This is a genomic window from Sphingobium sp. IP1, assembly GCF_002708645.1.
Lineage (GTDB): Bacteria > Pseudomonadota > Alphaproteobacteria > Sphingomonadales > Sphingomonadaceae > Sphingobium > Sphingobium yanoikuyae.
The window spans coordinates 1-23,439 of the sequence record NZ_NOIW01000038.1 but is presented as its reverse complement, the minus strand read 5'-3'; the positions used below and the strand labels follow the sequence as shown (position 1 = coordinate 23,439).

Annotated in this window: 17 protein-coding genes and 1 pseudogene; 9 read left to right on the top strand and 9 right to left on the bottom strand. The window is 65.1% G+C overall.

From position 1 onward, the window contains the following. Window positions 1-207: 207 nt before the first annotated feature. Together CG471_RS14635 and CG471_RS14630 are read right to left on the bottom strand one after the other, a co-directional pair. Window positions 208-1,068, bottom strand: coding sequence for an SMP-30/gluconolactonase/LRE family protein (locus CG471_RS14635; protein WP_099232318.1), 861 nt, complete (start codon window positions 1,066-1,068; stop codon window positions 208-210). 1 nt (window position 1,069) lies between these two features. After that, complete coding sequence (locus CG471_RS14630; RefSeq protein ID WP_099232317.1) at window positions 1,070-2,218, bottom strand: aldose epimerase family protein; 1,149 nt, start codon at window positions 2,216-2,218, stop codon at window positions 1,070-1,072. 125 nt (window positions 2,219-2,343) lie between these two features. Here CG471_RS14630 and CG471_RS14625 point away from each other — a divergent pair, with 125 nt between their 5' ends. Further along, window positions 2,344-3,648: a sugar MFS transporter gene (locus tag CG471_RS14625; RefSeq protein ID WP_004208494.1), complete on the top strand. Its 1,305-nt coding sequence runs from the start codon at window positions 2,344-2,346 to the stop codon at window positions 3,646-3,648. A gap of 96 nt (window positions 3,649-3,744) precedes the next feature. Here CG471_RS14625 and CG471_RS14620 read toward each other — a convergent pair whose 3' ends face one another. Further along, the gene (locus CG471_RS14620; protein WP_010338088.1) at window positions 3,745-4,512 is read right to left on the bottom strand and encodes a FadR/GntR family transcriptional regulator; all 768 of its coding nucleotides are present in this window, start codon (window positions 4,510-4,512) and stop codon (window positions 3,745-3,747) included. A gap of 231 nt (window positions 4,513-4,743) precedes the next feature. Between CG471_RS14620 and araD1 the strand changes: the two genes are divergently transcribed. The 8 genes from araD1 (at window position 4,744) to CG471_RS14580 (ending at window position 18,231) form a co-directional block, all read left to right on the top strand. Then, the gene (gene araD1, locus CG471_RS14615; RefSeq protein ID WP_099232316.1) at window positions 4,744-5,736 is read left to right on the top strand and encodes an AraD1 family protein; all 993 of its coding nucleotides are present in this window, start codon (window positions 4,744-4,746) and stop codon (window positions 5,734-5,736) included. A 4-nt stretch (window positions 5,737-5,740) separates the two neighbouring features. Beyond that, entirely contained in the window at window positions 5,741-6,667 is a 927-nt protein-coding gene (locus tag CG471_RS14610; protein WP_004208497.1) for a Gfo/Idh/MocA family protein, read from the top strand. A 19-nt stretch (window positions 6,668-6,686) separates the two neighbouring features. Further along, window positions 6,687-8,252, top strand: coding sequence for an alpha-N-arabinofuranosidase (locus CG471_RS14605; protein ID WP_099232315.1), 1,566 nt, complete (start codon window positions 6,687-6,689; stop codon window positions 8,250-8,252). An 82-nt stretch (window positions 8,253-8,334) separates the two neighbouring features. Beyond that, window positions 8,335-9,363, top strand: coding sequence for an arabinan endo-1,5-alpha-L-arabinosidase (locus tag CG471_RS14600; RefSeq protein WP_099232314.1), 1,029 nt, complete (start codon window positions 8,335-8,337; stop codon window positions 9,361-9,363). 52 nt (window positions 9,364-9,415) lie between these two features. Further along, window positions 9,416-10,849, top strand: a complete 1,434-nt coding sequence (locus tag CG471_RS14595; protein ID WP_099232313.1) for a glycoside hydrolase family 43 protein — start codon at window positions 9,416-9,418, stop codon at window positions 10,847-10,849. A gap of 259 nt (window positions 10,850-11,108) precedes the next feature. Beyond that, a complete protein-coding gene (locus CG471_RS14590) occupies window positions 11,109-13,937 on the top strand; it encodes a TonB-dependent receptor (RefSeq protein ID WP_099232312.1) in 2,829 nt (942 codons plus the stop codon). Window positions 13,938-14,067: 130 nt separating this feature from the next. Then, window positions 14,068-16,089 (top strand): discoidin domain-containing protein, encoded by a 2,022-nt coding sequence (locus CG471_RS14585; RefSeq protein ID WP_257211556.1) that lies wholly within the window; start codon window positions 14,068-14,070, stop codon window positions 16,087-16,089. Between the two features lie 117 nt (window positions 16,090-16,206). Next, window positions 16,207-18,231 (top strand): trifolitoxin synthesis, TfuA, encoded by a 2,025-nt coding sequence (locus CG471_RS14580; RefSeq protein ID WP_099232310.1) that lies wholly within the window; start codon window positions 16,207-16,209, stop codon window positions 18,229-18,231. Here the strand turns inward: CG471_RS14580 and CG471_RS14575 are convergent. The 6 genes and pseudogenes from CG471_RS14575 to CG471_RS14550 all read right to left on the bottom strand — a co-directional run. Continuing rightward, the gene (locus tag CG471_RS14575; RefSeq protein WP_099232309.1) at window positions 18,218-18,910 is read right to left on the bottom strand and encodes a TfuA-like protein; all 693 of its coding nucleotides are present in this window, start codon (window positions 18,908-18,910) and stop codon (window positions 18,218-18,220) included. The two genes, CG471_RS14580 and CG471_RS14575, sit on opposite strands and share 14 nt — an antisense overlap. After that, window positions 18,907-20,085: a YcaO-like family protein gene (locus CG471_RS14570; RefSeq protein ID WP_099232308.1), complete on the bottom strand. Its 1,179-nt coding sequence runs from the start codon at window positions 20,083-20,085 to the stop codon at window positions 18,907-18,909. The genes CG471_RS14575 and CG471_RS14570 overlap by 4 nt, the downstream gene beginning before the upstream one ends. 14 nt (window positions 20,086-20,099) lie before the next feature. Beyond that, complete coding sequence (locus CG471_RS14565; RefSeq protein ID WP_004208506.1) at window positions 20,100-20,369, bottom strand: hypothetical protein; 270 nt, start codon at window positions 20,367-20,369, stop codon at window positions 20,100-20,102. Window positions 20,370-20,475: 106 nt separating this feature from the next. Further along, the gene (locus CG471_RS14560; RefSeq protein WP_004208507.1) at window positions 20,476-20,790 is read right to left on the bottom strand and encodes a hypothetical protein; all 315 of its coding nucleotides are present in this window, start codon (window positions 20,788-20,790) and stop codon (window positions 20,476-20,478) included. A 61-nt stretch (window positions 20,791-20,851) separates the two neighbouring features. After that, complete coding sequence (locus CG471_RS14555) at window positions 20,852-23,044, bottom strand: hypothetical protein (RefSeq protein WP_257211555.1); 2,193 nt, start codon at window positions 23,042-23,044, stop codon at window positions 20,852-20,854. Window positions 23,045-23,140: 96 nt separating this feature from the next. Beyond that, window positions 23,141-23,439, bottom strand: a pseudogene (locus CG471_RS14550) (MFS transporter); the annotation flags it as partial.

The window sequence follows — 23,439 nt, the reverse complement described above, 5'->3', positions numbered from 1 at the left end:
CCGACAGCATAGCGCGTGCAGTCGCCGGCCATCGACCGGGATGAAGCATTGCCACCCTTTTGGAGAGGGGAGTGACAACGTTGTCCTGCGCATTAGCGCGTAGCCGCAGGGGTTGCAACAGCGATTTGCCACGGCTCGTCGCAGGACATGAAAAAAGCCGCCAAGCCCTTGCAGGCCGGCGGCTTATTTTCTGTCGGTCAGCTTGTGTCAGCCGCCGTAAAGATTGGTCGGCAGGCCCTTCACGCCGCATTCCACCTCGAAAAAGGCGCCGTCATAGTCGGATTCGGGCAGGCCGATTGCGGCCGAGCTGACGAACATGCGGTCGAGATCGGGCCCGGCGAAGGTGATGTTGGTCACCTGCTTTGCCGGCAGTTCGATCGCCCGGTCCAGCTTGCCTTCGGGCGAGAAGCGGCTGATCCGCGAACCGCCCCAATGGGCCACCCACAAATAGCCTTCGGCATCCACCGTCATGCCATCAGGATGGCCATCGGCTTCGGTGAAGGTGATGAAGGGCTGGCGATCATGAAGCGTTCCGTCCGCGCCGCGGCGGAAGCGATACATGATCCGGCGGCCGGTATCGCTATGATAGAGATAGTCGCCACAGGCCGAGAAGGCCGGGCCGTTAGGCACGCGATAGCCATCGTCCATCACCGTGACCGAACCATCGGGATCGAGGCGATAGAGCGCGCCGACATCCTGCCCTTCGGCCATGTCCATTGTGCCGCACCAGATGCGGCCATCCTTGTCCGCCTTGCCATCGTTCATGCGATTGCCGGGCAGGTGCGGTTCGGGATCATGGATCGGGGTGATCGCCAGCGGGTCCAGCGTGAAGCTGGCAAAGCCGCTCTGGAAGCCGCCGATGAAGCCGCCCTGCGCCCGCTCGGCCACCCAGCCAAGCGGTTCGGGCATGGCCCAGCGCGACACCTGGCCATCGTCGAGCGACAGCCGGTTGAGCGCCGGGGCCAGGATATCGACCCAATAGACCGCATTTTCACGGGCGGACCAGAGCGTCCCCTCCCCCAGCGTGTCGCGGATGTCGCCGCGTTCGATCTTGCGCCAGGCGGTCATGTCAGCGCTTCACCGACAGGCGATAGACCATCTGGTGATGATAGGGCTTGCCCGGATCGACCCGCGCCGAAACGAAGCTCGGCTGGTTGGGCGAGTCGGGGAATTTCTGCGGCTCCAGCGCGATGCCGTCGCCCATGCGATACACATGCTGGTTCTTGCCGATGAAGGTGCCGTCCAGGAAATTGCCGGTGTAGAATTGGACGCCCGGCTCGGTGGTCAGCACTTCGAGCACGCGACCCGATGCCGGATCTTCCAGGCGCGCAGCCAGGCCCGGCGTCTTGGTCAGCCCCTTGTCGAGCGCGAAATTATGGTCGTAGCCACGGCCCGCGATGATCTGCGCATCATGGCCATCGCGGATGCCGTCGGCGACGCGGCGGCCATTGCGGAAATCGAACACGCCGCCTTCCACCGGCTTCAGTTCGCCGGTTGGGATCAGGTTGGCATCGACCGGGGTATAGGCCTTGGCCGGAATCGTCAGCACATGGCCCAGCGCGCCGTCGGTCGAGCCTTCGCCGCCCAGGTCGAAAATCGCATGGTTGGTCATGTTGACGATGGTCGGCTTGTCGGTCTTCGCGTCGAACGCGATGCCCAGATTGCCGCTCTCGTCCAGCGTATAGGTGACGGTGACGTCCAGCTTGCCGGGATAGCCCGAATCGCCATCGGGGCTGACCAGCGACAGTATCAGCGTCGCGACCGGGCCGCTCTTGACCGACACGACCTTCCACACCTGCTTGTCGAAGCCCTTGCCGCCGCCATGCAGCGAATTGACCTTGTCGTTGAGCGGCAGCTGATAGGCCTTGCCGTCGAGGCTGAACTTGCCGCCGGCGATGCGGTTTGCATAGCGGCCCACGGTCACGCCGAAGAAGTTGGGATGGTCGACATAGCCGGCCAGATCGTCATAGCCCAGCAGCACGTCGGCGCTCTTGCCGTCCTTGTCCGGGCCGGACAGCGACTGGAGCGTCGCGCCATAGCTCAGGATCTTGGCCGACACGCCATGGCTGTTGCTCAGCGTGATCGTCTCGATCGCGGTGCCGTCGGCCAGCTTGCCGGCCGGCGCGCGGCTGGCATCCGCCGCCATCGCCGTGCCGCTTGCGAGCGACAGGGCCAGTGCGTATGACAGCGCTGTTTTCAAATCGACGACCTTTCGCATGGACTTCCTCTCGTGAAACCTACGCCCATTGACGGGCGGTTACGGGGGATATACTCCGACAAAATAAGCGGACGCAACCCTAGATCGGTCTCGTCAGCTAGTGGAACTGCACTGGAGAAGGATGAATGGCAGGACCGATTTCCTCAGGCGCTGCGCCGGTCGCAACGCATAACCCCGGCACGCGTTATGGGCCCGCGCTCGCGCTGCTGGCCAGCCTCTTCTTCATGTGGGGCTTCATCACCGTCATCAACAACACGCTGCTGCCGCATCTGCGCAGCGTGTTCGAGCTGAGCTATACCCAGACGACCTTGATCGAATCGGTCTGGTTCATCGCCTATTTCGTCGCCTCGATTCCCTCGGCCAAGCTGATCGAGCGGGTCGGCTACCAGAAGTCGCTGGTGATCGGCCTGCTGATCATGGCCGCCGGCGCGCTGGGCATGACGGTCGCCGCATCCATCCCCTCCTATGGCGTGACCCTGGTCATGCTGTTCGTGATCGCCAGCGGCATCACCCTGCTGCAGGTCGCCGCCAACCCCTATGTCGCGGTCGTCGGCAAGCCGGAAACCGCCTCCTCGCGCCTCAATCTGGTGCAGGCGATGAACTCGGCCGGCACGATGCTGGCCCCGATGTTCGGCGCCTATCTGATCCTCGGCCGGTCGAAGGCCGGCACGGCGCAAGGCGAAGTCGTCCTGACCCAGGCCGAACGCTTGGCCGACGCCCAGTCGGTGATCCTGCCCTATGTGCTGGTCGCGATCGTGCTGGTGGTGCTGGCCTTCGTCATCGCCCGCTTCCCCCTGCCCGCCATGGGCAGCGCAACCTCGCGCCTGGCCAAGGAAGAGCGCAAGAAGCATTCGCTCTGGTCGCACCGCAACCTGGTGTTCGGCATCCCGGCGATCTTCATCTATCTGATCGCCGAAATCGGCGTCGCCAACCTGTTCGTCAATTTCGTCAGCCAGCCCACCATCGCCAACCTGACCCATGAGCAGGCCGGCAATTATCTGTCGCTGCTGTGGGGCGGCATGATGGTCGGCCGCTTTGCCGGCTCGGCGATCATGCAGAAGTTCGACGCGGGCCATGTCCTCGCCGCCTTCTCGGTCGGCGCCTTCATCGTGATGATGGTCACCGTCTTCACCACCGGCCCGGTCGCCATGTGGTCGCTGATCCTGGTCGGCCTGTTCCACTCGATCATGTTCCCGACCATCTTCACCCTGGGCATCAAGGGCCTCGGCCCGCTGACCGAAGAAGGCTCGGGCCTGCTGGTGATGGCGATCGCCGGTGGCGCACTTGTCGTGGTGCAGGGCTGGATGGCCGACCATTATGGCCTGCAGACCAGCTTCCTGCTGACCGCCGCCTGCGAACTCTATGTCCTCTTCTACGCCCTGTGGGGATCGAAGACGACGCAGGCGCTGCCGGAGCCGGAACTGCACTAAATATTCGGGCATCCGCCCAACAGAAAAGGCCGGGGTGGTGATCCACCCCGGCCTTTTTCTTTAGGTTGTTTGTTAGGCGCCTACGGCGCTTCCCGCTCAGCGCCCCATCGTGCTTGCCGTATCCTCAAGCGCCAGGTCGACCAGCACGCCCATCGCCTCGGCCGCGGCAACCGGATCGCCGGCCGCGATCGCGTCATAGACGCGCACATGGTCGGGAATCGGATTGCGCGGCAGGGCACGAGCGCGCTGCTTGAACTGGGTGGTCCAGTTGACCGCCGCGCCGATGCTGGCAGTCAGCGTCAGCAAGGCATCATTGCGCGTCGCGTTCAGGATCGCATTGTGGAAATCGCGGTCGGCCGCGCGCCCCGCTTCGGTCGCCAGCGTATGGCGGCGCATCGCGGTCAGCGCATCCTTCATGATGCGCAGATCCTCCTTGTCGCGCCGCATCGCCGCCAGCCGCGCCGCCGCCGGCTCGACAATGGCGCGCAGTTCGAACAGGTCACGCACGAACTGGATGTCGGGTTCGCCGGCAAAGGCCCAGGCCAGCACTTCGGGGTCCAGCAAATTCCAGCGATTGCGCGGCAGCACGCGGGTGCCCGCCTTGGGCCGGCTTTCCACCAGCCCCTTGGCGGTCAGCACCTGGATCGCCTCGCGATAGGCGCTGCGCGATACTTCCAGTTCCTCGGCAAAGGCGACTTCGCCCGACAGCGTGTCGCCGGGCTGATATTGGCCGGACAAGATCGCCATGCCCAGCTTGTGCGCGATCGCGCCATGCAGCCGGCGACCGGGGCCGCGCGTCGGCTTGGCCGCCCCTCCGCCATTGTCCGCCCCTGCCCCATTTCCGGGCGGCTTCCCCTGTTCCATTCACGCTCCTCTCGGCCTGCCCCTCATCAGGCATGGCTCTTCTTAAAAGACAATCATTGCCATTACCATCTTCCTGTAATATGTCGGAGTAATTAAGGGATGGAAAGGGAAAAGGCGGCCGCCATTCGGCTGATTGCCCGACCTTTCCAGGCAGCGCGCCAGCATGGCGCAAAGCGGGATTGTCTAGCCAATACCAGCGCCACGGATCGGCGCGCGGGAGGAGAGTTTTTCATGACATTGCGTCTGTTGCAGCACCGCGCCGAAAATGGCGTCCGGTCCGTGATCGCGGCCGAAGGTGACACCGCCCATTTCGTTCCCGGTTTCGACAGCATCCGCGCGCTCGCGCTGCATGCCATCGACCGCAAGATCAGCCTGGCCGAAGCGGCCGCCGCCGCAGGCAAGGGTGATGCTGTCAACATCGGTGTCGCTTTCGAGGCCGGCGAACTGCTCGCCCCGATCGACCATGAGGATGGCGCCCATATCCAGCTGACCGGCACCGGCCTCACCCATCTCGGCTCGGCCGAGGGTCGCGACAAGATGCACCGCGAGGCGGCCGCCGTCGAAAAGCAGACCGATTCGATGCGCATGTTCCTGGAAGGGCTGGAGGGCGGCAAGCCCGCCGCTGGCCAGACCGGCCAGCAGCCCGAATGGTTCTACAAGGGTGACGGCTCACAGCTCGTCGGCCCGACCGATCCGCTCACCATGCCCGCCTTTGCCAAGGATGGCGGCGAGGAACCGGAAATCGCCGGCATCTACATCATCGGCCCCGACGGCATGCCCTATCGCCTCGGCCTCGCGCTCGCCAACGAGTTCAGCGACCATGTGACCGAGCGTCACAATTATCTGTGGCTCGCCCATTCCAAGCTGCGCCAGGCCTCGCTCGGCCCGGAACTGCTGGTCGGCACCCCGCCCGAGCATATCGAGGGCACCAGCCGCATCCTGCGCGACGGCCAGACCATCTGGGAAAAGCCGTTCCTGTCGGGCGAAGGCAATATGTCGCACAGCTTCGCCAACCTGGAACATCATCATTTCAAATATGATCTGTTCCGCCGCCCCGGCGACGTCCATGTCCATTTCTTCGGCACCGCCACTCTGTCCTTCAGCGACGGCGTGCAGACGCAGGAAGGCGACGTGTTCGAAATCATCGCCGCGCCCTTCACCCTGCCGGTGCGCAATGCGCTCAAGCGCGCCGAACCTGTCGAAGTGACCGTACAGGCGCTCTGAAGCGATGGACCCGATCCGCATCGCGATCATCGGCATCGGCAAGATTGCACGCGACCAGCATGTTCCCGCCATCCGTGGGAACAGCGCGTTCAGTCTTGCCGCGACGGTCAGCCCGCATGATGCCGGGCTGGACGGCGTGCCGCACCATGCCAGCCTGGACGAATTGCTGGAACAGGGCCCGGCCGTCGATGCGGTCGCGCTCTGCACCCCGCCCCAGGTCCGTTACGACCTGGCGGCGCAGGCCCTGGCCAAGGGCATCCATGTCTTCCTGGAAAAGCCGCCCGGCGCGACCCTGGCTGAAGTGGCCGCGCTCAGCGCCCGTGCCGACAAGGTCGGGGCCAGCCTGTTCGCGGCCTGGCATTCGCGCTTTGCCGCCGGCGTCGCTCCGGCCCGCGCCTGGCTCGCCGAACGGCGGATCGACAAGGTGTCGATCATCTGGCGCGAGGATGTGCGTGTCTGGCATCCGGGCCAGGCCTGGATCTGGCAGCCCGGCGGCCTCGGCGTGTTCGATCCCGGCATCAACGCCCTGTCGATCGCGACCCATATCCTGCCGCGCCCCTTCTTCCTGAAGGACGCGACCCTGGTGCTGCCGGAAAACCGCGCAGCGCCGATCGCCGCCGACATGCTGTTCCGCGACACCGCGGGCGCCGAAATCCACATGGATCTCGACTGGCGCCAGACCGGCCCGCAAAGCTGGGACATCATCGTCGAAACCGATGCCGGCCCCTTGAAGCTCAGCCATGGCGGCGCCGTGCTGTCGCTGCCCAGCGGCACCGAACATGGCGAGGATATCGAATATGCCGGCCTCTACAGCCGCTTCGCCACATTGATCCGCGGTGGCCGCAGCGATGTCGACACCGACCCGCTGCGCCTGGTTGCCGACGCCTTCCTGCGCGGCAAGCGGGAAACCACCGACGCATTTCACGACTGACATTCGAGAGGAGAGAGGAATGTTGAAAGCCCTGCGCCGCACCACGGCCGCGCTGCTGCTGTGCGCCACCGCGCTCGCGCCGGCCGCGCACGCCCAGACCGGCGGCAAGCCGACCACGGCGACGATCCATGCCGACCAGTCCGGCGCCGTCTATGACAAGCGCGTCTTCACCCAGTTCGCCGAGCATCTGGGCAATGGCATCTATGGTGGCCTGTGGGTCGGCAACGACAAGTCCATCCCCAACACCAACGGCTTCCGCAACGACGTCGTGGCCGCACTGCGCAACCTGTCGGTGCCGGTGATCCGCTGGCCCGGCGGCTGCTTCGCCGACGAATATCACTGGCGTGAGGGCATCGGCCCGAAGAAGGACCGCCCGGTCAAGGTCAACACCCATTGGGGCGGCGTGACCGAACCGAACACCGTGGGCACGCACGAATTTTTCGAGCTGCTGCGCCAGGTCGGCGCCGAAGCCTATATCGCCGGCAATGTCGGCAATGGCACGCCGCAGGAAATGGCCGAATGGGTCGAATATATGACCGCGCCCGCCGGCAGCCTTGCCGAACTGCGCGCCAAGAACGGCCATAAGGAACCCTGGGCCGTTCCCTATTTCGGCATCGGCAACGAGCTGTGGGGCTGCGGTGGCAACATGCGCCCCGAATTCGCCGCCGACGAAACCCGTCGTTACGCCACCTTCGTCAAGGCGCCCGCCGGCACCAAGATCATGAAGGTCGCCGCCGGCGCCAATGTCGACGACTATAACTGGACCGAAACCATGATGCGCGTCGCGGGCGACAAGCTCGATGGCGTCTCGCTCCATTATTATGTTCATCCCGCCGGTGGCTGGCCGCCGCGTGCGCCCGCCGTCGACTTCGACGAAAATGGCTGGGCCGACGCGCTCAACGGCGCGATGCACATGGACGAGCTGATCACCAAGCACAGCGCGATCATGGACAAGTACGATCCCAAGAAGCGCGTCTTCCTGGCGGTCGACGAATGGGGCAGCTGGTATGCCCAGGATCCGGGCACGCATCCCGGCTTCCTGCGCCAGCAGAACACGCTGCGCGACGCGCTGATCGCCTCGATCCATCTCGACATCTTCGCCAAGCATGCCGACCGCGTCCGCATGACCGCGATCGCGCAGATGGTGAACGTGCTGCAGGCGATGATCCTGACCGACGGCAAGAAGATGGTGCTGACGCCCACCTATCATGTCTTCGAGATGTACAAGCCCTGGCAGGACGCCACCGTGCTGCCGATCGACATCCAGACGCCCTGGTATGCGAAGGATCAATACACGATGCCGGCGGTCAGCGGCTCGGCGGTCAAGGGCAAGGACGGCAAGGTTCATGTCGGCCTGTCGAACCTCGACCCGAACCAGACCAACACCGTCACCGTGAAGCTCGATGGCCTGAGCGCCAGCGGCGTCACCGGTCGTATCCTGACGGCGTCGGCGATCAATTCGCACAACACGTTCGACGCGCCCGAAACCGTCAAGCCCGTCGCCTTCACCGGCGCACAGGTCAGCGGCGGCACGCTGACCGTCGCGCTACCGCCCAAGTCGGTGGTCGTGCTCGAACTGCAATAAGGCTTTTCGCCAACTGGGTGGGCGGCTCTTCGGGGCTGCCCGCCCATTTTTCGTTTTCGATAATTTGGGGAGAGGCCGGCAGATGCGGCAGACCATCATCACCTTGGCAAGCCTTGCCCTGCTGGCCGGCAGCGCGATCGCGCAGGCACCGACTGCGCCGACCGCCACCACGCTCAACGACCGGCTGACCGGCGACCTCGTCCCCACCCATGATCCGGTCATCATCCGCGAAGGCGGCACCTATCATGTCTTCAGCACCGGCCATGGCGACCGGCTGATCGAGACGCGGACCTCGCCCGACCTTGTCCACTGGACCGCCGGCAAGCCCGTCTTCACCGCCCTGCCCGACTGGGCCAAGCAGGCGATACCCGGCAGCAACGGCATGTGGGCGCCCGACATCTCCTATGTGAACGGCCGCTATCGCCTCTATTATTCGGTTTCGACCTTCGGATCGAACCGTTCGGCGATTGGCCTGGCCACCAGCCCGACGCTGGACCCCAAGGCGAAGAATTTCGGCTGGCGCGACGAGGGGCTGGTCGTCATGTCGACCAGGGAGGATGATTATAATGCCATCGATCCCAATTTCATCATCGACCGCGATGGCCGCCACTGGCTGAGCCTGGGCAGCTTCTGGACCGGGATCAAGCTGTTCGAGCTGGATCCCAGGACCGGCAAGCCCAAGGAGCCCAAGGCCAAGCCCTATTCGATCGCGCGTCGCCCGGCCCCCGCCGGCGGCCCGGCGCCGGTGGAAGCGCCCTTCATCGTCGATCATGGCGGCTATTATTGGCTGATGGTCAGCTATGACTATTGCTGCAAGGGCGTGAACAGCACCTATTACACCGTGATCGGCCGTTCGAAGGCTATCACCGGCCCCTATCTGGGCAAGGATGGCAGCCCGCTGATGGAAGGCGGCGGCAGCATCTTCCTGCGCGCCGACCTCCAGGAGCAGCAGCGTTTCCGTGGCCCGGGCCATGCCGGCTGGCTGCATGACAAGGACGGCAAGGATTATGTCGTCTACCATGCCTATGACAAACAGGCGAACGGCGCCCCCACCTTGCGCATAGCCCCGGTGCGCTGGGGGGCTGACGGCTGGCCTGTTGCCGATTATTGATCCAATTGTCTGACTATCGCCGCGTCCCGCCGCGGCATCAGGAGAGAGAAGAATGAATTTCGCCCTGTCCCGCCGTGGCTTCCTTGCCAGCACCGCCGCCTTGTCGGCCGCGCCGATCGCGGCGCGCGCCGGCGCCGCTGCTCCGGCCGTTACTGCCCCGGTGCCGGTCAATCCGCTGGTCAAGCAGCGCGCCGACGCGCAGGTCTTCCAGCACGACGACGGCTATTATTACATGACCGGATCGGTGCCCGAATATGACCGGCTGGTGCTGCGCCGTTCCAAGACGCTGGCCGGCCTTGCCACGGCCGAGGAAGCCGTGCTGTGGCGCCATGAGGCGAGCGGCCCACGCTCCGGCTTCATCTGGGCGCCCGAACTCCACCAGATCGACGGCAAATGGTATATGTATTTCGCTGCCGGCCCGAGCGGCGGCGGCGACGACGTGTTCCGCATCCGCACCTATGCCGTGGTGTGCGACGGCGCCGATCCGATGACCGGCAAGTGGAGCGTGCTGGGTGAATTCCAGGCCCCCTGGGACAGTTTCAACCTCGATTCCACCAGCTTCGTCCATAAGGGCGTGCGCTATTTCGCCTGGGCCCAGAAGGAACCGGGCATCAACACCAACAGCAATCTCTACATCGCTAAGCTCGAATCGCCGCTCAAGCTGGCCGGCAAGGCGACCCGCCTGACCGTGCCCACGCTCGACTGGGAAGTGCGCGGCTACAAGGTGGCCGAAGCCCCCGCCGTCCTGCATCGCAATGGCCGCCTGTTCATGACCTATTCGGCCAGCGCCACCGACGCGCGCTATTGCCTGGGCATGCTGACCGCGGACGAGAATGCCGACCTGCTCGATCCCAAGAGCTGGACCAAGTCGCCCCAGCCGGTGTTCAAGACCTGCACCGAAACCAGCGTCTATGGCCCCGGCCACAACAGCTTCACCGTGGACGAGAAGGGCCGCGACATCCTCGTCTATCATGGCCGCGACTATGAGGCGATCCAGGGCGACCCGCTGTTCAACCCCGACCGCCACACCCGCGTCCAGCGCCTCTATTTCCAGGCCGACGGCACACCGGACTTCGGCGTGCCCGTGGGCAATGGCGCCATGCCGGAGCGCTTCGTCTCGGCTGCCGATCCCAAGGCGCTGCTGGCCCATCAGGGCACGGAGCTGATCGCAGGCAATCCCGCGCTCGCCCAGACCCAGTTCCGCCAGTCGCCCGGCCGCGCCGGCGCGAAGAGCGTGATGCTCTCCCCCATCCTGCTGCCCGACCATTATCTGGTCGCGGCGAAGGACGGCACGGTCAGCCTGATGAAGGATGATCGCAGTGCCGATTTCGCGCTGCGTAGCCAGTTCGTCCGGTTCGAGGATGCGGCCCAGGGAACGGTGCGCTTCGCGACCATCGCCGTCGCCGGCAAGCATCTTGCCGCGATCGACGGCCGCATCGGCCTCGCGCGCAGCAAGGACCCGCGCACGCAATGGTACGCCGACTGAGCGCGACTCGCCGAGTCTGACAAATAGGGCCATGGGCTCGCGCCGCCAAAAGCCGCGCAAGCCCATGGCCTTTCGGCTTTTTATAGCCTGAAACACCCGAAAAACCGGGCCAAAATCCCTGCGGCAAATTTGCAACATGGGTGCCACGTAGCGCAACCCCGACCCAATATTTCACTTGCGCTTCTCAGCATGTGGAAATAATTAGTCCGAGTAATTCGTGGGCATGGCAACGGGCCAGCCCCTTGGGGAGGACTTGAAAATGGCTATCCGGCCGATCGCACTCTGTTCTGCGTCGCTTGTCGCGCTGACCCTGTCGGGCGCCGCCTTCGCGCAGACCGACGCCGCTCCGCAGACCATCGCACAGGACGCACCGACCGAAGATATCGTCGTCACCGGCGTGCGCGCGTCGATCGTCGGCGCCCTGAACGTCCGCAAGGAATCGACCCAGATCGTCGATTCGATCGTGTCCGAAGACGTCGGCAAATTGCCTGACAATAATGTCGTCGAAGCGCTTCAGCGCGTAACCGGTATCCAGGTCACCGACCGCGCCGGCGGCGAAGCGGCGACCATCACCATTCGCGGCCTGACCGACCCGTTGACCACCCTCAACGGCCGCAACATCTTCACTGCAGCCGGCACGTCCTTCGCCCTGCAAGACATCTCGGCCAACCTCGTGAAGCAGGTCGATGTCTACAAGACGCGTTCGGCCGATCAGCTTGAAACCGGCCTTGCCGGCCAGATCGACGTCCAGACCCGTCGCCCGCTCGACTTCGATGGCTTCACCATTTCCGGCCTGGCGCGCGGCGTCTATTCGGAGCTGGCAGACAAGTTCAATCCGAACGTCGCGCTGCTGGTCAGCGATCGCTGGGAAACCGGCATCGGCGACATCGGCTTCCTGATCAACGGCAGCTACACCCGTACCCATTATCGCAACCAGAATCTCCAGGCCGGCGCCATGGTGCCCTTCGCCACCGAGAATCCGCCCGAAGGTTCGGGCCTGACCCCGCTGCAGCGTATCTTCCCTGGCGCGACCAACGAGAACTGGACGCCGGGCCTCGACGCCGGCCTGCCGACCGCACCAGGTTCGACACTCAACATCAACGGCGTCGAAACGCCCTATTATCTGTCGCGTGACGCCGTCATCGCGTCCGACCTCTACGGCAAGCGCGAGCGTCCGTCGGTCAACGCTGCGCTCCAGTGGGCGCCCAATGACAGTTCGGTCTACACCGCCGAGGTGTTCTACACCGGCTTCCGTGGGGAAACCTTCAACAGCCTGCATTTCAGCTTCGCCGACTGGTGGGGCAACCTGCCCGCCGACGTGGCCAACAGCTTCGAACTCTATGATGGCACCAACATCATCAAGTCGCGCCAGATGGGCGCAGTCGCTGGCTTCAACAGCGGCGACATGGCGACCAACAAGACAGACAGCTATGTGTATGCGCTGAACGCCAAGTGGGACGTGGGCGAGCGCGGCAAGATCGTCGCAGACATCGCCTATCAGGACAGCAAGAACGAAACCTCCTTCTTCGCTATCCGTACCGATCGCGGCCCGCTCGACATCGACGTCGATTTCAACGCGGGTGGCGGCCTGCCGGCCTACAGCTTCGCCAATCAGGGCGTGCTGACCGATGCAAGCCAGTGGACCGTCGGCAACCTGTTCGACAGCGGCACCAAGAACACCGGCAGCGCCCTGACCATGATGCTGGACGGCGAATATAAATGGGACGAAGGCTTCCTGCGTCGCATCAAGGCCGGCTTCCGCTTCGATGATCGCAACGCCGATTCCTACGTCCGTGATCAGGGCGCCGGCGGCCTGCCGGGCATGACGCTGGCGGCCTTCAGCCAGGGCACCCCCTTCACCAACAGCGGCTTCTTCGACGGACGCGCCGACATCCCGACCAGTTGGGTGCTGGCTGACCCGCGCAGCATGGACAAGGATGCTGTCCGCAGCCTCTATCGCTCCGTAGCCCCCGGTCTGTTGCTGTCGGACGAAATGACTTTCGGCCATGTGTTCGGCATCAACGAAACCAATCTGGCCGCCTATGTCATGGCCGATGGCGAAGTCGAAATCTTCGGTCGCCCGCTGCAGCTTCAGGCTGGCGTGCGCTTCGTTGCGATCGACACGCTGTATGACTATTTCGACCGCGGCAATAATTTCGCGCGTACCACCGTATCGACCGGTTCGGAAAAGTTCCTGCCGTCCTTCACCGCGCGCTATAATCTGACCGACAATCTGCGTATCCGCTTCAACTATGGCGAAACGCTGCGCCGTCCGGCCTTTGGCGACCTCAACCCCAATCTGGCGCTGACGGGCGATCTCTCCCGCATCGGCTTTGGCTCGGGTTCATCGGGCAATGCCAATCTGCGTGCGACCCATTCGAAGAATATGGACCTTGCGATCGAATGGTATTTCGAACGCAACAGCGCCATCTATGCGACCGCTTTCCGTCGCAAGATCGACGGCCTGGTCGTGCCGCTGACCGTGCGTGAGTTCATCCCGAACAACTATCTGCCGCGCAACGAAACCTATACCGAATATTTCAACATCACCCGGCCAGAAAACGCCTCGAACGGCACGCTCAAGGGTGTGGAACTGGGCCTGACCTACTTCCCGTCCTATCTGCCGTCGATCCTCGACGGCCTGGGCTTCACCGGCAGCGCAACGATCCTGGATTCCGAACAGACGATCCCGGTCGTCAACAATGAAGGTGAGATCACCGGCACCACCAAGTCGGCCTTCTTCGGCGTGTCGAAGCTGTCCTATAACGCGACGCTGGCCTATGACAGCGGCCCGGTCGGTGCCCGCCTGTCCTACATCTGGCGCAAGGGCTTCCTGAACAACAATGAAGGCCGCTCCTTCGCCAACCCGATCGGCATGTGGCGCGCGCCTGAAAAGAGCCTGGACTTCCAGCTGACCTGGAACGTCAATGACGATATCGGCGTCACTTTCGACGCGGTGAACATCACCAAGGCGAAGCAGCAGAACTATTACAAGTTCGGCGATGTCGGCAATCCGACGGAGTTCAACTCCAGCACGCTGCTGATTGATCGGACCTTCGCTCTGGGTGTCCGCTTCAAGTTTGACTGAGTGCCCGATGGGGCGCGGCGTCTCCTCGCTGCGCCCCATTTTCATGGCGGTCGTTCCGGGAACCCTCTCCAACTCCCCGGAACGGCCGCCATATTTGTTTCAGGATATAGGGAGACGGACGATGCGCGCGATGAGGATGCTTCTGCTGGCAGGGGCTGCCATGATCGACATGGGCGCCGCCTCGCCCCCTCCCCGCTCCGCCGGCCTCGATACCCATGCCATCGCGGTGCAGCGCTTCGGCAATGACGCGCCCTGGTATCAGGATCGCATCCCCTTCTTCGAATCCGCCGACCCGAAGATCGACGCCGTCTATTATTATCGCTGGCAGCTCTATCGCGGGCATCAGCGCGATCTGGGCGAAGAAGGGTACATCACCACCGAATTTTTCGACGATGTCGACTGGCAGCGCCATCCTTATGCCAGCCTCAACGACGCGACAGGCTTTCACCTAGCCGAAGGACGCTGGCTGAACGATCGGCGCTTTGCCGACGATTATATCCGATTCATGTATCGCGGCGGCAATGACCGCCACTTCACCGACTATATGGCGGACTCGGTCTGGGGCCGTTACCTGATCGATGGCGACAAGGCGGGCGTGCTCGAACATCTGCCGGTGATGCGCCACATCTATCGCCTGTGGGACGAGAAGTTCGACTTCGACAAGGGCCTCTATTTCGTCGAACCGCTGCTCGACGCGACCGAATATACCGTATCCTCGATCGACGCCTCGGGCGGCAAGGACGGCTTCCGGGGCGGCGACGCCTTCCGCCCCTCGGTCAACAGCTACATGTATGCCAATGCCCGCGCGCTGGCGAAGATGGCGACCATGGCCGGCGACACCGCCATGGCGCAGGAATATGAAGCCCGCGCGCAGGCACTGAAGGATCATGTCCTTGCCGACCTGTGGAGCGAGAAGCTCGGCCATTTCATCGACCGGCACCAGAGCCGCAAGAATCCGCACGTCAAATATTGGGATCCGATCCGCAACCGCGAACTGGTCGGCTACCTCCCCTGGATGTTCGACCTGGTCCCGGACGAAGCCAAATATGCCGGCGCCTGGGCGCATCTGCTCGACCCCGCCTCGCTCGCCGGCAAAGCGGGCATGCGCACGGTCGAAGCGAATTACGAATATTATATGCGGCAATATCGCTATCTGGGCGACGCGCCCGAATGCCAGTGGAACGGCCCGATCTGGCCCTATCAGACGACACAGGTGCTGATCGCCATGGCCAATCTGCTCGATCATCACAGCCGCCGCGGCCCGGTCACCCGCAGCGACTATATGCGCCTGCTGCGCCAATATACCGCGCTCCACTATCAGGGCGACCGGCTCGATCTGGAGGAGGATTATCATCCCGAAACCGGCAAGCCGATCGTCGGCCTGGACCGCAGCCATCATTATTTCCATTCGGGCTATAATGACCTGATCCTGGGCGGTCTGGTCGGCATCCGCCCACGCGCCGACGACGTGCTGGAGGTGAACCCGCTGATCCCCGATGCCGGCGATCCGCAGGCGCTGGCCTGGTTCCGGGCGCAGGACGTACCCTATCATGGCCATCGCATCGCCGTGACCTGGGACGCGGACGGCAGCCATTATGGCCGTGGCAAGGGCCTGTCGGTCGAGGTCGACGGCAAGGAAGTCGCCCGGCGCGAAACGCTGGGCCGGATCGAGCTGCCGGTGGCGCGCGTCGCCAATGCGCCCGTCGCCCGGCCGATCAACCGCGCCGTGCAACTGGTGCGCAGCCAGTTCCCCATCGGCAGCGCATCCAGCAACACCGCCCCCGAAAATGTCCATGACGCGATCGACGGCCGCACCTGGTTCTTCCCCGAGCTGCCCAATGGCTGGTCCTCCGCGCCCGGAGAGGCCAACCAATGGTATGCCGTTGACCTGGGCAAACCAGTGTTCATCGGCCGCGCCGAACTCGCCTTCTTCGCCGACGGCAAGCAGTTTGCCGTGCCGCAATCCTATCGCCTGCAGGCCATGGTCGATGGCCAGTGGCGCGATGTCGCGACGCCCAAGGGTGCGCCGCTCGCCAATGGCGTGACCGACCTGCGCTTTGCCGGCCGCGCCGCGCGCCAGTGGCGGGTGCTGATGCGCCAGCCCCAGGGCAAGGCGATCCGGCTGGCGGAGATCAAGCTGTTCGACCGCTGAATTGGCTATGGCCCAGGATCGTGACGCAGCCTAAACGGACCGTCGCCCTGTTCAGCAAGCTGTGTTAGGGCGGATCGATCGGCGGCCCGGCACTGCAGGCCGCCAGCAATAAAGGGCATGATGGTGACAGCGGCTGGCGAGCTTCGGTTTCGCTTTCGATTGCTCGGCGATTTCCGCCTGATCGACGAGGCGGACGGACGCGACCATAGCCCGCGCAGCCGCAAGGCCTGTGCCCTGCTCGCCCATCTTGCGCTGGAGCCCGACCGCCGCGCCAGCCGCGACCGGCTGGTCGGCCTGTTGTGGAGCGACCGGGGCGAGGTGCAGGCGCGCGCCAGCCTGCGCCAGGCACTGACCGACCTGCGCGCGCATCCGGCCGCCCCGCTCATCCATATCGAACGGCGCGACCTGCATCTGGCGGAGGGTGGCTTTTCCAGCGACCTGGGCGAGATACTGGCCTGCGCCGCCGCCAACGACCTGGCCGGACTGGCCCGTATCCTGGATGGCGCGGGCAGCGCGATACTGGACGGGCTGGAGGGGCTGGACCGCAGCTTCGACGACTGGCTGATGATCGAACGGCAACGCTGGCGCGAGCGCATCGTTCAGGATGTGCTGCACGCCGTCGAGCGCAATGGCCAGGACGATCTGCTCGACCTGCGCCGGGCGATCCTGACTCAGTTGCAGCGGCTCGACACCGGCGATGAACGGATCGCCCGGCTCGGCATGGCGCTCGACCAGAAGGCCGGTGACCATGTCGCGCTCCACCGCCGCTACCGCCAGTTGGAGACCGGGCTGCAACGCGATCTGGATGCCCGCGTGTCGCCCGACACCGAAAGGCTGCTGCGCGAACTGACGACGGTCGGATCGGTGATCGCCCCCGCCCCGCGCGCGGCCGCCGTGCCCGCCATCGCCACAATCCCGCAGGCCAATGTCGAGCCGCCGATCCTGGTGATCGCGCCGTTCAGCCTGATCGGCGATGGCGGCCCGGACGGCGCCCTGCTCACCAGTATCTGCCATGACGATCTGCAGACCGCCCTGGGCGGCATGCGCGACCTGCGCATCCTGTCGGTCGACGCGCCATCGGCCGAGCGGATGAAGGCGGCCGCCCCCGCCTCGATCGCCAGCTATGCGCTGGACGGGTCGGTCCGCGCCGACGGCGATGGCTGGCGCATCAACCTGCGCATGACGCGGATCGACAGCGGCTTCCTGGTCTGGACGCGCCAGTTGACCGTGCGCCAGGGCGAATTGCTCGCCGCGATCGACGATCTGGTCGCCCGGATCGCCGGCGCCATCCTGCCGGTGGTCGAACGCGATGTCGGCAAGCTGATGGAAGGACGCGTGCCCAGCGGGTCGGACGCCTATCCGCTCTATTTCACCGCCCGCGCCAAGATATTGGCCGCCGCCAGCCTGGCCGAGGTGCAGGAAGGTGCCGACCTGCTGGAGCGCGCGATCCTGCTGGAGCCGCGCCTGACCAACGCCTATCTGCAACTGGCGCGCCTCTACAACACCGATTTCATGCAGTTGATGGCGGGCCATGATGCTGCGCCGCTGCGCGCCCGCGCCTTCGACCTCTGCACCCGTGCGGTCGCGCTGGAACCCACCCATGGCGGCGTGCAGTCGCGCCTGGCCTGGTGCTATTTGCGGCGCGGCGACATGAAGCAGGCGATGCAGGGCTTCATGACCGCGCTCGACCTGACCCCCTTTCACGCCGATGGCATCAACGAGATCGGCTTCGGCCTCGTCCATCTGGGCGAGATGAAGGAAGCGCAGCGCCTGATCGCCCGCGCGTTCGAGCTGAATCCCTTCCCGTCGGACGAATATTTCTCTGATCTCGCAGTGCTCTATGCCCTGTCGGGCGAGCATGAGGCGGCGGAAACCCAGTTCGAGATCGGCCGCAATCGATCGATCCATTATCTGGCGGTGCGGGGCGCCAATCTGGGCATGCTGGGCGGCGCAAAGCGGGCCGCGCCGGTGATCGACGAGCTGCGCCAGCGTTTCGCCAGCCTGTGGCGGGGCGATGCCCCTGCCCGCGACGCCGATCTGGTCGACACCATGATCCAGTTCCTGCCGCTGCAGGGGCCGGCCGAACGCAGCCTGTTCCTGACCGGGCTGGAACAGGCCGGATTGCGCATCACGCCGCGCTGATCTCCGCGCGCAGGCTGCGCAGGAAGAAGCTTTGCGGCGGCGGCGCGACACGCGGCGCGGCCACCGGCCCCGCTATCGTCCGCAGCAACAGCTCCGCATCCTTGCGCTTGAGGCTAAGCCCCTGATCGATCGGTGGCAGGTCGCGCCCGGTCGCCTGCCGGAAGGCGTCGCCAATCAGCGCCCAGCTGCGATCGCGGAAATTCATCCGCCGCGCCAGCCGCAGCAGCAGCGCACGGTCGCCGGCCGCCATCTCCACCTGCGCGATCGCATGTTCGGCATCGACCAGCGCCAGCGTCATCGCGCGATGGCCCAATTCTGCCGGCGCATGGCTGACCATCACCGCGTCGTCCCGCTCGATCTGCCCCGTCCCGTAAGCCTGCGCGATCGCGCCGATGCCAACCATGCCGAACGGCGCCAGTTCCGCCGCGCGCAATGCGCCCAGGCTGGCCGCGCCATAGACGGCGATCCCATCGGCCATCACCTGGATGATTTCCTTGTGCCAGACCGATGGCGTGGTTTCGAACAGTCCGTCGATCAGGCCAATCGCGGCCGGTCGTTCGATCGCGGCGCGCAGCATGTCGCCGCGCCGCGCCGGCCCGCGCAACGCGACGCCATCGGGCAAGGCCATCGCGGAACCGCCCAGGCTCGGCCCGGCAAAGACGATCGCATGCCTGCTCATGCCGGCTCCATCGCCACCTGCATCGCGCCCGTGCGCGATGCCCGGTCATGATCGCCAAAGGCCGGCACGAGCAGCTTCACCACATCGATGCCGAGGTCGGGCCGGGTCAGGTCATGACAGGCGACCGGCCCTGCCCCCACCATCGCACAGCGATCGAGCAGCCAGGCCAGATCATCCTCCGCCCCGTCATGCGCCAAGGAGGGCACCGCCGACCAGGGCCGGGTGGCCGGCGCGAAATCGAGCATCGCCAGCAGGAAGCCCTGCCGCTGTTGCCCGGCATCGCGATAGCGCGCCGGATCGATATCGTCGCGCGCGCCGGCGATCAGCGCGGCACGGGTCTGCGCCGCCTCGCAAATGGCGCGGGCGAGTGCGACGCCGGCATCGGGATGGCATCCCGCACCCATTGCCGGCGGCAATTGCACGCTGCGGGCGGCGCCGCGTTCCGTGATCGCGCAGCCGATCACCGCCGCGCCGATCGGACCGGTCATGTCCCACAAGGATAGCGACAGGCCCGCGCGCCGCACCCGCGCGATCAGGCTGCGGCCCAGCCGATCGGTCACGCTATCCGGGTCGATCGCGCTTGCCCGGCGCGCGCGCAACCCCTGTTCCAGCCAGCGGGCATGATCCTCACGCTCGATCAGTTCGCACAGCGCCGAACAGCGCGCCTCGGCCGGCGTGTTGCCGGATGCCAGCCCATTGCTGTTGGGCCACAGATCGGGTTCGGCCGGCACGGTGAAATCCATCGTCATCAGCCCATGGGGTATCCGCATGGGTCGGCCGCTCAGAAGGTCGATCGCCTCGACCCAGCCGCGCGGTCGGGCCGGATCGAAGGATGCGCCCTGCTTGTCGGCCCGCGCCATCTGGCTCCAGAGCCGGGCTTCGTCGGCCTCCGCGATACCATGGCTGCTGGCGGAACAGGTTTCGGCATGATGCAGTTCGATCGCTTCCATCAGCGCGGAGACGCGCGCGGCATCAGGCGTGGCGCCCTTGCCCTGCGACACGGACAGCGAAAGTGACAGGGGACGCACCGCCTGGAATACGGGGATGCCGATGCGATCCAGACCGGTCACGTCGGCCAGCCGCGTGACACCCAGCGCACGGGCCACAGGCGCGATCCGTGCGAGGGTGTCGGCAGGACGGCGGGAGCGATGCGCCCCGCACCGGAACATCTTCATGGGCGCGATCGGCCTCAGGCGAAGTCGGCCTTGCCCGACCCGATCTCGGCAAAATAGGCGCGAGTGGCGCGCTGCTGTCCCGGCAGGGCGACCGCATCCAGAACCGGCCCATCGGTGAACAGGCCGGCCACGCCGGCGATCGCCGCCTTGGCATCATCGCTGTCATCGTCGGCGGCCAGATAATGGACCTGCTCGACAAAGGCATAGCCAACGACCTTGGCCGGGTCGGCCGGGTCGGTCAGCTTGATGACATAATTGGCGTCGGTGTCGTAGGATTCAGCCATATATACCCCCATAGTTCGTGACGGATCAAAAGTAGGTTGCGGGACCGTAATGACAAGCAGGGCGAGGACAATAAGGGAAACCCCTATCAACGCCGCACGGAGCATATCAGACATAAGCGAAGGGCTCGACTGAGCGCTTCACATACATGGCCTTGCCGTTCGGGCTGACCGACACGCCCCAATAGCATGCCTCACCCATCCCCGGTTCGATCGAGATGCGCACATCCTTGCTCGGCAATTCCACCTGCACCGGATCATTGCCGGCCGGCAGGCTGAGCTCCAGCGTGTGGGCGACGCCGATCTTGGCGCGGGTCTTCACATGGTCGAGCCAATGCACCAGCCGATCGCCGATCGAGATACGGACGCTGTCATCCTTGAATCCCTGTTCGAGTGCGATGGTGATTTTGCGAAATTCCGACATTGTTGGTCCCCTTTCGGAATGATGGGGCGCACCGCCATGACAGGCGATACGCCTGCATGGATCAGATACTGAGGCCGTTCGCCTTGAGGGCCAGCATGCGCTGCATGTCCTGGCCGAGGTTGAAGCCACCGATGACATCACCTGCGCGCACCGCGTCGAAGCCCAGCCCCGCCTGGCGCAGCGCCGGGGCAACCCCACAGTCCAGTGCGCGGGCGAGCTTGCCCGCCTCGCGCAGGAAGCGGGTATGGCCGACGGCATTGACGGCGGCATCGGCGCTACCCTCGGTCGCGATCGCCAGCAGGTGGCGCGCTTCCTTGAGATCGGCGTCATAGACCTCGATGCGGCGGGCGGCCGCAGCAGGGGTCTCACCGGGCCGTGCCCGCTCATCCACCTGCAGCAGCTTATATTCGTCGGCCAGCGGGCCGGCGAGCGCGATCGCCGCCTGGCGCGCGAGCGGATGCTGGCGCATCCGCGTGGCCGCCCGCAGCGCATCGACCGCCGACCCAACCCCGCGCGTACCGTTGACGGCCAGCACCTGGCCGACTTCCGGGGTGAAGATATCCTGCGCCAGCCGCTCTTCCTCGCGGCTTTCGGGCGGCTCCACCTTCACCTCCAGCGGGTTGGAGATGACGGCCCGGCCGTCGACGACCAGCATCGCCTGGATGGTGTAGCGGCCCGGTTCGGCCATGTCCCAGCCATTGCGGCCGGCGCCGACCAGCACGCTGTCATAGAGCGCCTCACCCTGACCCAGAATGATTTCCAGGCTCTCGCCGCAATGGCGCGAATAGGGCGACCATTGGCGCGCGGGCCGACCATCCTTGCTGATGATCAGGGTCAGGCCCGCCCGTTCCGACAGGCGCGCCGCCGATGCCAGCTTGGGCCGGCCGCTACGGTTGACCAGTGCCATCTCGACCACCGGCGGCAACAGATAGGGCAGGCGATTGTCGCGGGCATTGACCGACAGGGTCAGGCCGAACTCCTCATTGGGGTCCAACGCCACCTGCGAGAAGCCATGCTGGTCGAACCAGTCGGCATTGCCCATCTGCACGAAGCGTTCGGGGCCATGGCGCATGAACAGCAGTTCGGGATCGGAAAAGCGGAAGTCGAAATCGGCAAAGAAGGCCGCCTGGCCGCCCGCCACCGCATAGGGATAGTTCATGAAGCTGCGCGCTTCGGGATCGTCGGCCAGCGGAATCCAGGGCGTGCCCAGTGACTTCTGCCAGCTATGCGCCAGGTTGAAGGCGTGGCCGACCTCATGTGCGGCGGTCCAGAAGCGCATCCGCCGCACCCAGGCGTCGGGATCGGCATCGCCTGCCGGCGGATTGGCGATGAAGGCGTCGGTAAAGATCGCCGTCCCCTGGCGATGGTTCGACCCGATATCGTCGAACATGATGCCACCCAGGCTGCTGCCCTGCACATGGAGCGAGGCGAACAGCACCCACAGCGACCATTGCGGCTTGTCGGCAAAGCGCGACCAGTAGATCTGCATCGCGTCATGCATTTCCTGGTCGGTCCAGCGCTGGTCGGCGCCGGCCGCACCGAGCGGGATGGCACCATTGCCGGGCGCATCACTGACGTTGAATCCCGCCCGCCGATAGACGGTGTCGAGGCTCAGCGTCTCGCTGGCCATGGTCGCGGGATGATTGGGATGATCGTGCGTACCGATCTCCGTCACGCGGGTCGCGCCGGCCACCGTGTCATATTCGAACTCGGCCGGGCGGAAGTTTGCAGAGCTGAACTGATAGGTGCGCACGAAGCTCGCTGCGCCGCCGCCGCTGAAGGTCGCCTCCACCTTGCGCTGGGCGGCCAGCAGGCTCTTCGTCACCTTGAGGCTGATCTGGGTATGGGGGATGGCGCCGACCTGGCCATCCTTGAACCAGATCTGGCCGCTATAATGATTGGCCCCGGTCCGGGTCAGCGCCGCAACCCAGCAGACGACTGGCCCCAGCGGGCCGGCGCGCGTGCCGCTGACCGTCATCTGCGGATAGCGGCCATCGACGTCCAGCCGCAATTCCTCGCGCGTGTAGAGCGTCAGCGCATTGATATCGTCATCGAAGCGATCGACCGCACCGGGCAGCGCGCGCGGCATCGGAAAGCGCGGCGAGCGCACGAAATTGTAGCGGCCGCTGGCCTGCACCAGCAGCGGCAGGTGCCGCACCGGCCGCAGCTTGGGGTCGATGTCGAAACCGGCCATGTCGGTATCGAGCGCGCTGTCGCCGTCAAAATCGGCGGGATCGAAATCGGCAGTCATCATTCCCTCCTGTCGGCGCGCGTCGGATGCCCGCGCTCGCAGCATGGGGAATGGCATGGCCAGTGTGAGGCCAGGCGTCGGTCGAACGTGAAAAAAGCGTCAATCCGACCGGAAAATCGCTTTCCGTAGCGTCAATATCAGGAAAATCGCACCACATCCCGCCGCAATCCCGGCATGCAGCAGCCAGAAGGCGGTGGCCGGCATGCCGGCGTAGAAGCCCCCCACCCAGCCGACCAGCACATTGCCCAGGAAGAAGACGAGATAATAAAGGCCGATCGCCAGCCCGGCCTGGCGCGGCGGCGCGGCGCGGGTGAACAGCGCCAGGCTGACCGGCAATATATGGGCAAAACCGATGCCATTCAGCAGATGGAAGGCGATCGCCCAGCCCAGCCCCGTCC

What these genes read in the sequence shown, in the direction of transcription:
- CG471_RS14560 (WP_004208507.1), bottom strand. Translation starts at nt 20,790, where the DNA reads ATGTCGGAATTTCGCAAAATCACCATCGCACTCGAACAGGGATTCAAG.
- CG471_RS14575 (WP_099232309.1), bottom strand. Translation starts at nt 18,910, where the DNA reads ATGAGCAGGCATGCGATCGTCTTTGCCGGGCCGAGCCTGGGCGGTTCC.
- CG471_RS14555 (WP_257211555.1), bottom strand. Translation starts at nt 23,044, where the DNA reads ATGATGACTGCCGATTTCGATCCCGCCGATTTTGACGGCGACAGCGCG.
- araD1 (WP_099232316.1), top strand. Translation starts at nt 4,744, where the DNA reads ATGACATTGCGTCTGTTGCAGCACCGCGCCGAAAATGGCGTCCGGTCC.
- CG471_RS14595 (WP_099232313.1), top strand. Translation starts at nt 9,416, where the DNA reads ATGAATTTCGCCCTGTCCCGCCGTGGCTTCCTTGCCAGCACCGCCGCC.
- CG471_RS14620 (WP_010338088.1), bottom strand. Translation starts at nt 4,512, where the DNA reads ATGGAACAGGGGAAGCCGCCCGGAAATGGGGCAGGGGCGGACAATGGC.
- CG471_RS14585 (WP_257211556.1), top strand. Translation starts at nt 14,068, where the DNA reads ATGAGGATGCTTCTGCTGGCAGGGGCTGCCATGATCGACATGGGCGCC.
- CG471_RS14610 (WP_004208497.1), top strand. Translation starts at nt 5,741, where the DNA reads ATGGACCCGATCCGCATCGCGATCATCGGCATCGGCAAGATTGCACGC.
- CG471_RS14600 (WP_099232314.1), top strand. Translation starts at nt 8,335, where the DNA reads ATGCGGCAGACCATCATCACCTTGGCAAGCCTTGCCCTGCTGGCCGGC.
- CG471_RS14625 (WP_004208494.1), top strand. Translation starts at nt 2,344, where the DNA reads ATGGCAGGACCGATTTCCTCAGGCGCTGCGCCGGTCGCAACGCATAAC.
- CG471_RS14605 (WP_099232315.1), top strand. Translation starts at nt 6,687, where the DNA reads ATGTTGAAAGCCCTGCGCCGCACCACGGCCGCGCTGCTGCTGTGCGCC.
- CG471_RS14570 (WP_099232308.1), bottom strand. Translation starts at nt 20,085, where the DNA reads ATGAAGATGTTCCGGTGCGGGGCGCATCGCTCCCGCCGTCCTGCCGAC.
- CG471_RS14580 (WP_099232310.1), top strand. Translation starts at nt 16,207, where the DNA reads ATGATGGTGACAGCGGCTGGCGAGCTTCGGTTTCGCTTTCGATTGCTC.
- CG471_RS14590 (WP_099232312.1), top strand. Translation starts at nt 11,109, where the DNA reads ATGGCTATCCGGCCGATCGCACTCTGTTCTGCGTCGCTTGTCGCGCTG.
- CG471_RS14635 (WP_099232318.1), bottom strand. Translation starts at nt 1,068, where the DNA reads ATGACCGCCTGGCGCAAGATCGAACGCGGCGACATCCGCGACACGCTG.
- CG471_RS14565 (WP_004208506.1), bottom strand. Translation starts at nt 20,369, where the DNA reads ATGGCTGAATCCTACGACACCGACGCCAATTATGTCATCAAGCTGACC.
- CG471_RS14630 (WP_099232317.1), bottom strand. Translation starts at nt 2,218, where the DNA reads ATGCGAAAGGTCGTCGATTTGAAAACAGCGCTGTCATACGCACTGGCC.